The sequence below is a fragment of the Pseudomonas sp. KBN12P06040 genome (assembly GCF_037574965.1).
Taxonomy (GTDB): Bacteria; Pseudomonadota; Gammaproteobacteria; order Pseudomonadales; family Pseudomonadaceae; genus Pseudomonas; species Pseudomonas aeruginosa.
The window spans coordinates 6,176,524-6,191,346 of the sequence record NZ_JBBELS010000001.1; the positions used below are offsets into that span (position 1 = coordinate 6,176,524).

General features: G+C 59.1%; 9 protein-coding genes and 1 pseudogene. 4 read left to right on the forward strand and 6 right to left on the reverse strand.

What is annotated here, in order from left to right:
* Positions 1 to 43: 43 nt before the first annotated feature.
* Genes VQ067_RS29070 through VQ067_RS29080 form a run of 3 tightly spaced genes read right to left on the reverse strand, consistent with a single transcriptional unit; the run spans position 44 to position 4,597 of the window.
* Positions 44 to 553: a hypothetical protein gene (locus tag VQ067_RS29070; RefSeq protein ID WP_124082609.1), complete on the reverse strand. Its 510-nt coding sequence runs from the start codon at positions 551 to 553 to the stop codon at positions 44 to 46.
* Positions 537 to 2,501, reverse strand: a complete 1,965-nt coding sequence (locus VQ067_RS29075) for an integrase (RefSeq protein WP_034020105.1) — start codon at positions 2,499 to 2,501, stop codon at positions 537 to 539. Before VQ067_RS29075 ends, VQ067_RS29070 begins: the two co-directional genes overlap by 17 nt.
* The gene (locus VQ067_RS29080) at positions 2,501 to 4,597 is read right to left on the reverse strand and encodes a hypothetical protein (RefSeq protein ID WP_034020102.1); all 2,097 of its coding nucleotides are present in this window, start codon (positions 4,595 to 4,597) and stop codon (positions 2,501 to 2,503) included. Before VQ067_RS29080 ends, VQ067_RS29075 begins: the two co-directional genes overlap by 1 nt.
* A gap of 85 nt (positions 4,598 to 4,682) precedes the next feature.
* On the opposite strand from VQ067_RS29080, the pseudogene VQ067_RS29085 reads away from it, so the two are divergent.
* Positions 4,683 to 5,147, forward strand: a pseudogene (locus VQ067_RS29085) (ATP-binding protein); the annotation flags it as partial.
* Positions 5,148 to 5,271: 124 nt separating this feature from the next.
* On the forward strand, positions 5,272 to 7,257 hold the full coding sequence (gene betT, locus VQ067_RS29090) for a choline BCCT transporter BetT (RefSeq protein WP_003096496.1): 1,986 nt from the start codon (positions 5,272 to 5,274) through the stop codon (positions 7,255 to 7,257).
* 42 nt (positions 7,258 to 7,299) lie between these two features.
* On the opposite strand, the gene pchP is transcribed toward betT, so the two are convergent.
* Both pchP and VQ067_RS29100 read right to left on the reverse strand, forming a co-directional pair.
* Positions 7,300 to 8,349, reverse strand: a complete 1,050-nt coding sequence (gene pchP, locus VQ067_RS29095; RefSeq protein WP_003110458.1) for a phosphorylcholine phosphatase — start codon at positions 8,347 to 8,349, stop codon at positions 7,300 to 7,302.
* A gap of 150 nt (positions 8,350 to 8,499) precedes the next feature.
* Positions 8,500 to 9,417 (reverse strand): LysR substrate-binding domain-containing protein, encoded by a 918-nt coding sequence (locus tag VQ067_RS29100; RefSeq protein ID WP_033991411.1) that lies wholly within the window; start codon positions 9,415 to 9,417, stop codon positions 8,500 to 8,502.
* A 148-nt stretch (positions 9,418 to 9,565) separates the two neighbouring features.
* Between VQ067_RS29100 and VQ067_RS29105 the strand changes: the two genes are divergently transcribed.
* Positions 9,566 to 11,032: a NorM family multidrug efflux MATE transporter gene (locus VQ067_RS29105; protein WP_033991412.1), complete on the forward strand. Its 1,467-nt coding sequence runs from the start codon at positions 9,566 to 9,568 to the stop codon at positions 11,030 to 11,032.
* On the opposite strand, the gene VQ067_RS29110 is transcribed toward VQ067_RS29105, so the two are convergent.
* Positions 10,944 to 12,620, reverse strand: coding sequence for a putative bifunctional diguanylate cyclase/phosphodiesterase (locus VQ067_RS29110; protein ID WP_003121292.1), 1,677 nt, complete (start codon positions 12,618 to 12,620; stop codon positions 10,944 to 10,946). The two genes, VQ067_RS29105 and VQ067_RS29110, sit on opposite strands and share 89 nt — an antisense overlap.
* A 187-nt stretch (positions 12,621 to 12,807) precedes the next feature.
* Between VQ067_RS29110 and rep the strand changes: the two genes are divergently transcribed.
* Positions 12,808 to 14,817, forward strand: coding sequence for a DNA helicase Rep (gene rep, locus VQ067_RS29115; protein WP_003110454.1), 2,010 nt, complete (start codon positions 12,808 to 12,810; stop codon positions 14,815 to 14,817).
* Positions 14,818 to 14,823 lie beyond the last annotated feature (6 nt).

Consider the following 14,823-nt stretch of genomic DNA (forward strand, 5'->3'; position numbering starts at 1 on the left):
TAAAATTCTTTAGAGGAAGTGCGCCAAAGCCGACCAGCCGAAGTCATTTCACAACCTTAATGTGAGGATTTTTTTCATATCGCCGATAATGCCGTTGCAACTCAGACTCTGCTAAATCTGACCGCAACGATAATCTCTTCAGCCGTTCAAGCAAATCCAAGTATCTAGCGGTCATGTCTAGCGCAGCATCTACCGCTAACTGAGAGCTTAACTTCCAAGCATCAACATCATCAGAAGACTTTTTTCGGATCAGCTGTCGGGAGTCGCCGATGATCAAAGCAGCATCACGTAGAAGCTGGGAAAGTCCACCTTCATATAGCCCATTCACATATTTCCGTAATGTTTTATGACTTAAAGGAGTAATTCCAAGAGACTCATTATCCCAAGCAGCTAGTTTTGAAACAGAGGTGAAAGCTGATAGCTCACTCTTAGAAGGGGAAGGAGTTGCTCTAATCCTATCAAACTCAGAGATTCTACAAGCAGCGCTCCTAGCGGCAGTTTCAGATAGGACTTTGATGCTTGATGCAATTTGGCCTTTACCAAGTCGAGGCATCGGCACCCTCCCTAACTGAAACTGCCACCGTATACCTCTTTCTTTTTCCAGCATTAATTTGAATTGGGGTAGCGGTGTATACACCTTTTTCTGACAATAATTCTAGGTAATCTCTTAACTCATCCTCATGCATGACGTTGATTTTTTCAGTGCCAAAATGCTTAATAAGGATATTCCTGAGTTGCTGAACGCCATGAGATTGATCATCAGAGCAAACTGCAGAAGTAGCCAACGCAGCTTCGGATGCACTGAGCTCTTTTCCTGTTAAGCTTTCTTTAATGTAGCGCCAGGTTTCCCCAATATCTTCATGCCCCATAAACCAAGAAAGCGCCGGCAATGAATTCTCCAATCCTCCGAAGTGAAAAAATGTCATAGCAAAATAGCGGCGAAGTTGATGTGGGAGCACCACCCATCGTTCTCCCGAGTTATCAACAAGTTTTAGGTACTCACTAAGCTCCTTTAGAAAAACATAAGCATCAGCCACATTGAATGGAGAGGCACCTCTGACGTTAACTTTAAAAAACGCCTGCGACTTAAATAAAATATCACTTGAAGGCACTATGATTTGCCAAAGTTTTTTTAGCGCATTTAAAGATAATAAACACTCATAAACAAGGCGCGGAACCGGCTTTTCCATCGGCTCACGCATATTATCAAACCCAGTTTTCCTCAGTAAAACAGAAAGATAGAATCTACCGTCAACCTCATAACTAGCGCTTTTATCCAGATCAACCAGTTCATTTCTGCGACAACTAGTCAGGACACCGATCAAGCAGAAGCAGACGGCCGTATGAAGCCTCAACAAGAAAATCGAGAATGGAAACTGAGTTCTAATTTTTGCCTCAGAGATAAGAGGATCCACCTGCATTCGTCTGTAAGCATCAAAAGCAGAGACCAGTCCATCTGGAATCGGAACAATTTCTTCTGATATGGATAACGCCGTAAACACTGAAACATTCGACTCATCCATTATCGACCGTGAAAGAGGAACAACTTCATTGCAGTAATAGTTGAGTGCCGGATACGTATCAATCATCCATTTGCCGCAACCGAACATAAGACTTCTTCCCGTAGAAAGAGGCAAGGTTCTTGTTCTACCGTTTCCTCCGATGCGGAAAGGCCGCACAATATCCGATATTAAATAAGGATTACCTATTTCTACATGCGATTGAATAGGCAGAGAAGATAGCAGTTCACAGAAATTAACCATCCAGTTTGATAGAGCAGTTGTGGCTCTTGATGCCCCGTTCTCGCTGGACTTACCTCCAGCCTCACAATCAAACCCATGCGTCAAGTATCTTCTGAACTCGGTAGATTGAGATAACCGTTTGTAGTCAACCCCCAAAGCAGCCGCAGCGAAGCGCAAATTTAGATTACCGTTACCATCCAGTGCTCCTAGTTTTCCCAAATGCTCGGAAAGTGATATTGGCTCAATTCCATCCTTGGAATTTGCTAGATAATCTTCCCAGCGCTGTATGAAAGCCCCTGTTCCACTAACACCTCCTACCTCTGCCGCTCCAAGAAACTCAACTACGTCATCCACCCCAAAAATAGAAAACCCCTCTTCAGAAAACTTGTTTCCATATCGAACAGCAAGAAACTCAGCTAGCCACAACAGATATAAATGAAAGTGAAGAATGCCTCTTAACGATCTAGCGACTTTAAGAGCTCCATCATAGGCGCACACCACTATCATTTTTGCCTGTTCCAAAGGAACCGCATAAACAGGGCTTGTGAAGCTTCCGCTTGGCAAAAGCCTGTTCCAATTTAGACGAACACCACCTTTAATGGTGCCGTCTACATTCCGAACAACCACCCCTGAGTCTACGACCCATGTAGAACTTTCCAGCTCATTAAGAAGCCATGCAGGTCTGTATATATGATTTATTTTTCTAGTTGTTCGATCAAAAAAATCAATGACTCCGACCGGTAATTTGTGTCGACTCATCACCCCACCTCTGGCAGGATAACCATAGTCGACATCGCTTCTTTCTTCAAAAGCGCCTTCTTAACAAGATTACTTAAATCGCTCATTGATAACGGAAGTGGTGCCATAACTGCGTCAATGAAGTCCATCCAAAATTTTGGTGTGATGCCAGTAAGACTGTCTGGCCTATTTAGGAAGGTTGGGGTTGCTTTGTCGAGAGCATCCCGATAAAGCATTGCAACCGCAAGCGCTTCAGGATCATTAGATATGACGAGTCTGGACAAGGTGGCAAAATCAAAGGTTAGCTTTTCGGATGTTTCCCTTCTTTGCGCTTCCAATTCACTTTCAAACAAATAATTATCGATGGACTTAAGAAATTCATGTAATTGTTCCACTGTTCTAAAATCCGAAATCTTCAGCATTTCGCTTTCTTCATCCATCGCTGAAGTGATTAGTAGATTCTGATGCCTACGGATCTGCCGCTCAAAAATTGCACGCTGCAGCGCAAGCGGAATATAATTATTAATAGTAGTTTTAATGTGCTTATGGCCAAATGCCTTAGCTGTAGCAACCAAGTCGCCATTAGTATTAAGATATGTCGCCACACCTACATTGACACGAATTGCCTTATAGTTGATCTTATCTCTCCACGGCATGAGCACCGGGTGTCTATCTACAAATGAATACGCCCTTGTACTAAACTCTTCCTTACCTGTCGAACGCCAAATTGGATTCATATAAAGCGCTCCTACCAACGCCTTCTCAGAAAAGGACTTCAAGTCATAGTTCAAAGAGCTTATTCCCACCCAAAGATTAGAAGCCTCCTCGTTTCGCCCCTGCTTTCTCAACTCTTCTCGGATAGGGGCAGTCCACTCCATTACTTTCGAAATAACGTCTCTCGCCAAGTCACTCAATATTTCTGATTTCTGCTCCCTAGCTCTCGGCTTTTTAACCGTAAGGCGCAAATTATTTCCATCGGCAGACGACAGGAGGATTGCGAATCCATCCGCGTCTTCAATTTTGGCTCTGTACAATGAAGTCGAATTGAACTTTGGATGCTCTATCATTATCAAGAGCATGCAAACTGCCGCAGCCTCGCTATTCATTAATCCTAAATACGGGATGAGCTTATTCTTTCCGTATTTAGCAACATATTGCCAATGAGAATTTCCGCTGTTTGATACCGGCCTTCTGTCACTCGACTTGAATTTTCGATGAGGCTTAGGGATCCCCCCCATCTCATGATGAACAACAGAAAGTAGGTTTCCAAGCAAGTTAGGATGTCCACCGTCTGCCTCAAAGTAATGGCACCTAGTGGAAAAATCAAAATACCTCATAAGCCACGGATTCTCTTTCATAGCCGTCAGATAACCACAGCCGGTATTCTTTATCAGCGCATCTCCTTCTGCCTGTTTCGACTTTAGTAGATTAAAGTCCTCTAGCGCGCACGACTTAATTGTATCCAGCACACGATTTATTCTAGCAGTGTACTCGGTCAGGTACCTTTCATCAGAAGCAGTTAAAGATATTGACTCAAAAAGATCGTCATTGTATGAGTTTTTATCCGGTCTAAATGATTTCGGCACCGAAACAACCGCAGCACCATCAACCACTGATTGCCTTTCAGTTAATATTTCTGATTTTCCTGGAGCTCGAACGTATGCACCTATAGTGATATTGGGGATAACTTCTGCAACTACTAGAATCTCAATTAGTCTTACGAAAGATATCCACTTATTTGAGGTCGTTGTGAGGGCCAACCCCTTTTCTGTCTCATCGGTATAAAAGCTTCTCCGAAGCTCAGATAGTTGAAGTTTGAAGTCATCCGCATCTGTATCCTTAGGTTTTTTCCAGCCTCTCTTTCTATGCATCATTGCCCAATACTGGAGAATACGCCGTATAGCGTATGTAGGGGCCGCACTTGTGTAGCGTCTAGAGAAGCGCGAAATGCCTTTCAAAAAGGGATCTGCATCCTCACCCAACCAGTCAGTCAGGAAGTCAAAGCTGACGACCGTAAATCCTGACTGGCGGCCATCGTTCCTGACCTTCAGTTCTAGCCCAGACTTCTTTTTCCCTGATGAAGCTTTTCCCTTGGTGGAGCGTGCGCGCTTAGCCATTTTTGCTCTCTAGCAGCTGAGTTTCGGGCGCATGCTCCACGACGGTTCTATTTCCCTCAATAGGGTTTGCTAACAAAAGCTCCAGATGAATCCCTGTCCCTGTGGCTACCTCGGCGATCCCAGCGGCCGCTGCCGCTGCACCCCGGAACAGGTCCAGCGCTACCGGGGCAAGCTGTCCGGACCGCTGCTCGATCGCATCGACCTGCACGTCAGCGTGCTCCGCGAAAGCACCAGCCTGCAGCCAGGACACGGCGAAACCGCTACCGCCGAGGTCAGCGAACGGGTTGGCGCCGCACGGCAACGGCAACTGGCCCGCCAGGGCTGCGCCAATGCCCATCTCGACCTCCAGGCGATGCACCGCAATTGTGCACTCGCCGAAGCGGACCGCCGCTGGCTGGAGGCTGCCGGAGAGCGCCTGGAACTTTCCTTGCGCGCCTTGCATCGCATACTCAAGGTGGCCCGGACGCTGGCCGACCTGGAGCGCATCGATGCCATCGAACGCCGGCACCTGGCGGAAGCCCTGCAGTATCGGGCAACGACCTCCACGTGAAGCGTAATAATTCAGCAAAGCTATCGATTAAGGCTTTACGAATCAAATTAGCTATCACGATGTGTTAGGCTGTTTCGTCTTCCGCCTTCGGCGGGCAATCCGATCACAAGGAGAGCTAGCTTACATGGAGACACCCACTACCCCCCGGAGCACCCTGAATCCTCCGGTCTTCTATACCTCCGCCGCCCTGATCCTGGCCCTGGTGCTGTTCACCGTGCTCCTCCAGGAAGAAGCGCAATCGCTGTTCAACCACGTCCAGCAATGGATCATCACCAACGCCAGCTGGTTCTACGTACTGGCCGTGGCGCTGATCCTGATCAGCGTGGTGTTCCTCGCCGTCAGCCGCTACGGCGACATCAAGCTCGGCCCCGACCACAGTCGTCCCGACTACCGCAACACCACCTGGTTCGCCATGCTGTTCTCCGCCGGCATGGGCATCGGTCTGATGTTCTTCGGCGTTGCCGAACCGGTGATGCACTTCACCACCCCACCGGTAGGCGAGCCGAACACCGTGCAGGCGGCGAAGGAAGCGATGAAGCTGACCTTCTTCCACTGGGGCCTGCATGCCTGGGCGATCTACGCCATCGTCGCGCTGATCCTGGCCTTCTTCAGCTATCGCCACGGCCTGCCGCTGACCCTGCGCTCGGCGCTGTATCCGCTGATCGGCGAACGTATCTACGGCCCCATCGGCCACGCGGTGGATATCTTCGCGATCATCGGCACCGTGTTCGGCGTGGCGACTTCGCTCGGCTACGGCGTGCTGCAGATCAACAGCGGCCTGCACCACCTGTTCGGCTGGCCGGTGAACCAGACCGTGCAGATCGCCCTGATCGCCGCCACCTGCGGCCTCGCCACGCTCTCGGTGGCCAGCGGACTGGACCGCGGCATCCGCATCCTGTCCGAGCTGAACCTGAGCCTGGCGGTGATCCTGCTGCTCTTCGTGCTGGTCCTCGGGCCGACCGTGTTCCTCCTGCAGACCTACGTGCAGAACACCGGGGCCTACCTGTCCGACATCGTCAACAAGACCTTCAACCTGTACGCCTACGAGCCCACCGACTGGATCGGCGGCTGGACCCTGCTGTACTGGGGCTGGTGGCTGTCCTGGTCGCCCTTCGTCGGCCTGTTCATCGCCCGTATCTCGCGCGGCCGCACGATCCGCGAGTTCGTCTGCGGCGTGCTGTTCGTCCCGGCCGGCTTCACCCTGCTGTGGATGACGGTGTTCGGCGATACCGCCATCCACATGGTCCTGCAGGAGGGCTTCACCCAGTTGGCCGAAGTGGTCAACCAGGACAGTTCGGTGGCGCTGTTCGCCTTCCTCGAGCACTTCCCGCTGGGCAGCGTGATCTCGCTGGTGGCGGTGCTGATGGTGGTGGTGTTCTTCGTCACCTCGGCCGACTCCGGCGCGCTGGTGGTGGACATGCTGGCCTCCAGCGGCAAGGACCACTCGCCGCTCTGGCAGCGGATATTCTGGTCGGTGCTGATGGGCGTGGTGGCCATCGCCCTGCTCCTCGCCGATGGCCTCAAGGCGCTGCAAACCGCGACCATCGCCAGCGCGCTGCCGTTCTCCATCGTGCTCCTGGCGTCGATCTGGGGCCTGTTCAAGGCGCTGCACCTGGATGCCACCAAGCGCGGCATCCGCTACCAGGCGCTGACCTTCTCCCGCCCCACCACGCGCAGCGGCGCAAGCGAGGGCGACGGTTGGCAGCGCCGCCTGCGCAACATCGCCATGTTCCCAAGGCGCAGCCACGTCAACCGCTTCATCACCGATGTGGCGCGACCGGCCTGCGAGGACGTCGCCGCCGAACTGCGCAAGCAGGGCTACGAAGTCCAGGTGCAGGACGGCGAGGACGGCCGGGTTCGGCTGGAAGTCAGCCACGGCGGCGAGGTCGATTTCATCTACGAGGTGCGTCCGCGCGCCTTCACCACGCCGAGCTTCGTGATGCGCGACACCGAGGACAGCAGCGAGTCGCGCAAGTATTTCCGCGCCGAGGTCCATCTCCAGGAAGGCGGCCAGGACTACGACATCATGGGCTGGAGCCGCGACGGCGTGATCGGCGACATCCTCGACCAGTACGAGCGGCACATGCACTTCCTGCACGTGGTGCGCTGAGGGATGCGGGGGCCGGCCAATGCCGGCCCCTCGCCGTTTCGCCTACTGGATCTGCTCCGGGGTGACGATCACCCAGTTCCTGTCCGCCGTCACCGGCAGGCCGGCCTTGGCCTGGGCGGCGGAATGCTGCTTGATCATGCCGTTGATCTGCTCCATGTACTTGGCCTTGCGGTTGACCCACAGGTGCACGCCGTTTTCCGCGGTGCCGTTGAACAGCATGTAGCCGTCGCTGTCCGGGGTATCGCCGGCGACCAGGATCGGCCGCTTCCAGCGGTCGATGTAGGTGAGGATCGCAGCCTGCTTGCCGGCCATCCAGGTCGCCGGGGTCCACAGGTAGGGGGTCACCTCCAGGTCGAGGTTGGCCTTGGGGTCGTACTTGCCCTCGGCGATCTGCTTGCGCGCGGTGGTCAGCTCGCCGGTCTTGCGGTTCTTCAGCAGGGTGGTGACGCCGATGACGTTCTCCGGCTTGGCGTTGTAGCCATACCTGGGGTCCGCCGCGACCATCCGCACCAGTTCCTCGTGGGCCGCGCTGATCACGTAGACCTCGATGCCGTTTTCCATCAGCTTGTTGTACAGCTCGCGCTGGCCGCTGAACACGCGCGGCGGCTCGACGTCGAGCGTGGCGAGCTTGTCGCCGTCGTAATAGGTGGCGGGGATCGGCTTGCCGTAGGCCATCAGTTCGTCGACATAGCCCTTCAGTTCCCTGAGGGTGAAGCCTGAGAACACCTGGGCGACCCAGGGATAGCAGACCATGTCGTCGATCTCGCAAAGCCGGTAGTAGTAGCTGAACAGGCTCTCCTTGTGCCCGGCCTGGTCCTTGAACGGGATCAGTTTCAGCGAAGGGTCGAGCCTGTCGCGGGTCAGCACGCCCTTCATTTCCAGATAGGGCAGCAGCGATTCTTCCAGGTCGTAGCGATAGCTGGTGTTGTCCATGTCGAACACGGCGTAGGCGCCCTTGTTCGCGTTGGCCTCGATCAGTGCATTCAGTTGCCTGGCGGCGGGGGCCGGCCAGTGCTCGAGTTCGGTGGCGCTGGCCTGGCCGACTGCGGCGGCGAGCGCCAGCGCGGCGAGTATTCCTTTGGCGAAGGTCATGGCGGGTTCCTTTGGGCGGTTGGAAGGAAGCTCCGTCCCCTGTCGCTCCCGACAGGCAACGACCAACGACCCTAGCGCAAACCCTGCGCCCGGCCCAGCGACGGCAGCGACCTGTAACGTCGCGTCAGCGCCAGGAGTTGTCCGGCGGCGTCACGCCAGCCGCTCGACGACGGGCAGACGCATCGCCGCCACCTCCGCGAGGAGGAAGTCGCGCAATCGCTGGAAGCGTTCCTGTCCCCTGCGGGCGCGAGGCCAGACCAGGTGATAGCTTTCGCCGCTGACCACCGCCACCGGCCAGGGCAGGCCGATGCGGCCCTGGGCGACATCCTCGGCGACCATCACCAGGTCGCCGATGGACACGCCATAGCCTCGCGCGGCGGCGACGATGCCCAGCTCCAGCGTGTCGAACACCTGGCCGCCCTTGAGCGACACCTCCTCCCCCAGCCCGGTCCGTTGCAGCCAGCGTCGCCAGTCGCGACGATCCGGCGTGGGGTGCAGCAACTCGCTGTCACGCAGGCGTTGGAGGGTCCAGGGCTCCACGGCCTCGTCGGGATCGCAGACCGGCACCAGCCATTCGGCGAACAGCGCTGCCGTTTCCCATTCCGGGCTGAACTGGCCGCTGCCCAGCAACACCGCGCAGTCGAAAGGCTCGCGCTGGAAGTCCACCGAGTCCACATCCATCCAGGCACTGGTGAGCTGCACCTCGATATCCGGGTTCAGGTGGCGGAAGCGGCTCAGGCGCGGTAGCAGCCAGCGCAGGGTAAGGGTGGAAGGCGCCTTCAGGCGCAGGGTGGCGTCGTCCACACGCAGGGCGGTGCAGGCCCGTTCCAGCGCATCGAAGCCGTCGCGCAGCCCGGGCAGTAGCAGGCGTGCCGGCTCGGTCAGCTGCAACTGGCGGCCATGGCGCTCGAACAGACGACAACCGAAGTGCTCCTCCAGGGTACGGATGTGCCGGCTCACCGCGCTCTGGGTTATCGCCAGTTCCTCGCCGGCGCGGGTGAAAGAGGCGTGCCGGGCGGCAGCCTCGAAGGCGCGCAGGGCATACAGCGGGGGCAGGCGACGGGTCATTGGGGAATTACCTCTTTCATGACTTTTACTCATGCCTGGCATCTTGTTTTTCCTTTTGTGGAGCCATGCCAGTCGCACCGAGAATAGCCGCATTCTCAACGCCGACAGGCCATCGCGGCAACCATCTCCTCCTGAGCCTTACTCATCCATGTCCTCGCCATCCCTCGTCGAACTCAAAGCCATCCTGCGCCTGGCGGGCCCGTTGATCGCCGCCCAGCTGGCCTATGTCGCCATGGTCTTCACCGACACCGTGATGATGGGCAAGCTCGGCCCCGACGCGCTGGCCGCCGGCGGCCTGGGCGCGGTCAGCTACGCCTTCGTCTCGACGTTCTGTGTCGGCGTGGTGGCAGCGGTCGGCAACCTGGTGGCGATCCGTCACGGCTGCGACGACGCCGCTGGCGCCGCCGCGGCCGCTCGCTCCGGACTCTGGGTCGGCGCCGCGCTGGCCCTGGCCGCCGGCCTGCTGCTATGGAACCTGCGGCCGCTGCTCCTGCTCTTCGGCCAGGCGCCGCAGACGGTGGACGGCGCCATGCAGTTCCTCCACAGCCTGACATTCGCCCTGCCCGGCTACATGGCCTTCATGGTCCTGCGCGGCTTCACCAGCGCCATAGACCGCGCCGGACCGGTGATGGCGATCAGCGTGCTCGGCGCGCTGGCCAACCTGGCTCTCAACTATTCCTTCATAGAAGGCCTGTTCGGCCTGCCGCGCCTGGGCCTGGCCGGTATCGGCCTGGTCACCGCCCTCGTCATGAACTGCATGCCGCTGCTGCTGGCCCTGTATATCCGCCGGCAGCCGGCCTATGCCGCGTACTCGCTGCTGCGCGGACTGGGACGGCCGCAGCGGGCGATGGTCGAGGAGATCCTGCGCCTGGGGCTGCCCATCGGTGGCACCTACGCGGTGGAGTCGGGGATGTTCATGGTCGCCACCCTGTGCATGGGCATCATCGGCGATCACGCCCTGGCCGCGCACCAGATCGCCATCCAGGCGGTATACGTGGCGTTCATGGTGCCGGTGGGGTTGTCGTACGCCACCACCTACCGCATCGGCCAGCATTTCGGCGCCGGCCGCCTGCTCGAAGCACGTCGCGCCGGGCGCGTCGGCATCGGCTTCGGCGCGCTGTGCATGCTGCTCTTCGCCGGGCTCTTCTGGTGGATGCCGGAGGCCATCATCGGCCTGTTCCTCGACCGCGACGCCCCGGCCAACCGGGAGGTGGCCGCGATGGCCGTCTCGCTGCTGGCGATCGCCGCCTGGTTCGAGCTGTTCGACGGCACCCAGAACGTCGCCATGGGCGCGATCCGCGGTCTCAAGGACGCCCGCACCACCTTCCTGGTCGGCCTGGCCTGCTACTGGCTGGTCGGCGTGCCGCTGGCCTGCCTGCTGGCGTTCGCGGCCGGCTGGGACGCCGCGGGCGTCTGGTGGGGGCTGGCCGGCGGCCTGGCCTGCGCGGCCATTGGCCTGACCCTGGCCTTCGAGTGGAAGACCGCGCGGTTGCTGCCGAAAGCCACGGCCAGCGAGACGTCGGCGCTCAATTGCCGAGCGGCTGGCCGCGATGCGCCGAGCGCTCGCCGATGCCCAGGAAACGCGCCAGTTCCGCCAGCGGCAGCGGCGGACTGATCCAGTAGCCCTGCACCTGGTCGCAACCGAAATCGCGCAACTGCTCCTGCTGGCGCAGGGTCTCTACGCCTTCGGCAACCACTTCCAGGTTGAGGTTGTGCGCCAGGTTGATCATCGCCCGCACCAGTTGGAAGTTTTCCGCCCGTTGGTCCATGCCGCCGACGAAGCTGCGGTCGATCTTCAACAGGGTGATCGGCAGGCTATTGAGGTGGACGAAGGACGAGAAACCGGTGCCGAAGTCGTCCAGCGAAAAGCGCACGCCCAGTTGGCCGAGCGCCTGCATGGTCTGCAGCACCTGGTCGCTGCGCCGCATCACGGCGGTCTCGGTCAGTTCGAACTCGAGCCAGCGCGCGTCGACGCCGTGCTCTTCGATCAACCGTTGCAGGGTCGGCAGCAACTGGCTGTCCTGGAACTGGCGGAACGACAGGTTCACCGCCATGTGCAACGGCTCCAGGCCGCGCCCGTTGAGCCACTGCATGTCGCGCAGGGCGCGGGCGATGACCCAGTAGCCGAGCGGCACGATCAGCCCGCTTTCCTCGGCCAGCGGGACGAACTCGCTGGGCGTGAGCAGGCCCCGCTCGCCGTGGCGCCAGCGCACCAGCGCCTCCAGGCCGACGATGCGCCCGCTGTCCAGGCACAGTCGCGGCTGGTAGTGCAGCTCCAGCTCGTCGCGACGCAGCGCCCGGCGCAGTTCGGCTTCGAGGTCGGCGAGGCTGCGCACGCCACGGTTGATGCGTTCGTCGAAGACATGGAAGGTGCAACCCTGGCGGCTCTTGGCCTGCTGCATGGCGATGTGCGCATGCCACATCAGCGGGTCGGCGCCTTCGTCGGCACGGGCGTGGGCGAGGCCCAGGCTGCAACCCAGCAACAGGCTCTCGCCATCAATCCAGTAGGGCTCGCCAAGGCATTCGACGATGCGTTCGGCGACCCGCTCGGCGCGTTGCGGATCGCGACGGGTGTCCAGCAGCAGGGCGAACTCGTCGCTGCCCAGGCGCGCCAGGCTGTCACCGTTCTCCATGAAGCCGCGCAGGCGGTTGACCACCTGCAGGATCAGGCGGTCGCCGCCCTGGTGGCCGAGGGAATCGTTGACGTGACGGAAGTTGTCCAGGTCGAGGTGGCCGAGCACCAGGCCACGCCCGTCGAATTCGCTGAGGCGCGCCGCGAGCAGGGTCTGGAAGCCCTGGCGGTTGGCGATGCCGGTCAGCGGATCCTGCTCGGCGAGCAGTTGCAGGGTCGCCTGCAAGCCCAGGCGCTCGCGCGCGTAGCGCAGGCAGCGGCGCAGGCTGTCCTCGGAAAGCTGTTCGGCGGCCAGCCAGTCGACCACCCCGACCGGCGCCTGCGCCGGCTCCTGCTGCAACAGCAGGATCACCGGCCAGGGGCAGGGAGTCCCCAGCGGCAGGCAGGCCGGCGTGGCCAGGAGCAGCCCGCGGGGCTCGGCGGCGAACAGGGTGGCCGCACCCTCCCAGGTGGTGACGATGCTCAGCGAAAAGGCAGGCCCCAACGCTCTCAGGCGTTCACCTAGCAGTGGCGCCCAGTCCGGCGTATCCGCCAGAAGGAGCAGGCGCAAGGGTTCTGCGGGCGCTGACAAGCAACCTCCAAAGTTTTAAGAATCTTCGTAAAGAACGAACGGCATCATCCTAATGCGGTAGGGAATCTACAGCAAAATGGCGTGAACGATCTCGGGATCGGTCACAGCTTGCACGCTAATTCTCGCGGATGCCAGCCAGCCTGTTAGAATACGCCCCCGCTTCAACCCTCTCTTCCGGCCTGTTCCTATGTCCCGACTCAATCCCCGGCAGCAAGAAGCCGTGAACTACGTCGGCGGTCCCCTGCTGGTCCTGGCTGGCGCCGGCTCCGGCAAGACCAGCGTGATCACCCGCAAGATCGCCTATCTCGTCCAGCAGTGCGGTATCCGCGCCCAGTACATCGTCGCCGTGACCTTCACCAACAAGGCCGCGCGGGAGATGAAGGAGCGCGTCGGCACCCTGCTGCGCGGCGGCGAGGGCAAGGGCCTGACCGTCTCGACCTTCCACAACCTCGGCCTGAACATCATCCGCAAGGAACACGAGCGGCTCGGCTACAAGCCCGGCTTCTCGATCTTCGACGAGTCGGACATCAAGGCGCTGCTGACCGACATCATGCAGAAGGAGTATTCCGGGGACGACGGCGTCGACGAGATCAAGAACTACATCGGCGCCTGGAAGAACGACCTGATCCTTCCGGAGGAGGCGCTGGAAAAGGCCCGCAATCCCAAGGAGCAGACCGCCGCGATCGTCTACCTGCATTACCAGCGCACCCTGCGCGCCTACAACGCGGTGGACTTCGACGACCTGATCCTGCAACCGGTGAAACTGTTCCAGGAACATCCGGACGTCCTCCAGAAGTGGCAGAACAAGGTGCGCTACATGCTGGTGGACGAGTACCAGGACACCAACGCCAGCCAGTACCTGCTGGTCAAGCTGCTGGTGAAGGACCGCGCCCAGTTCACCGTGGTCGGCGACGACGACCAGTCGATCTACGCCTGGCGCGGCGCGCGCCCGGAAAACCTGATGCAGCTGAAGGAAGACTTCCCTTCGCTGAAGGTGGTGATGCTGGAGCAGAACTACCGCTCCACCAGCCGCATCCTCAAGTGCGCGAACGTCCTCATCGCCAACAACCCGCACGTATTCGAGAAGCAGTTGTGGAGCGAGATGGGCCACGGCGATCCGATCCGGGTGATCCGCTGCCGCAACGAGGACGCCGAGGCCGAGCGCATCGCCATGGAAATCCTCACCCTGCACCTGCGCACCGAGCGGCCGTACAGCGAGTTCGCCATCCTCTACCGTGGCAACCACCAGGCCAAGCTGATGGAGCTGAAGCTCCAGCACCACCAGATTCCCTATCGGCTCTCTGGCGGCACCAGCTTCTTCGGGCGCCAGGAAGTGAAGGACCTGATGTCCTACTTCCGCCTGCTGGTGAACCCCGACGACGACAACGCCTTCCTCAGGGTGATCAACGTGCCGCGCCGGGAAATCGGTTCGGCGACCCTGGAGAAGCTCGGCAACTACGCCACCCAGCGCAAGATCTCGATGTACGCCGCCTGCGACGAGATGGGCCTGGCCGAGCACCTCGACAGCCGTTTCCACGAACGCCTGCAACGCTTCAAGCGCTGGATGGACGGTATCCGCCGACAGTGCGCGGAGAACGAGCCGATCGCCGTGCTGCGCAGCATGGTGATGGACATCGACTACGAGAACTGGCTGCGGCAGAACGCCTCCAGCGACAAGGTCGCCGAATTCCGCATGAGCAACGTCTGGTTCCTCATCGAGGCACTGAAGAACACCCTCGAGCGCGACGAGGAAGGCGACATGACCATCGAGCAGGCCATCGCCAAGCTGGTCCTGCGCGACATGCTGGAGCGCCAGCAGGAAGAAGAGGAAGGCGCCGAAGGCGTGCAGATGATGACCCTGCACGCGTCGAAGGGGCTGGAGTTCCCCTACGTATTCATCATGGGCATGGAGGAAGAGATCCTGCCCCACCGTTCCAGCATCGAGGCCGACACGGTGGAAGAGGAGCGCCGCCTGGCCTACGTCGGCATCACCCGCGCGCGGCAGAACCTGGCGATGACCTTCGCCGCCAAGCGCAAGCAGTACGGCGAGATCATCGACTGCTCGCCGAGCCGCTTCCTCGACGAACTGCCCCCCGAAGACCTCGAATGGGAAGGCATGGAAGACGCCCCGCAAGAGGTCAAGGCGGCCAAGGGCAACGCCGCCCTCGCCGACATCCGCGCCATGCTCAAGCGCTGAGCCCGC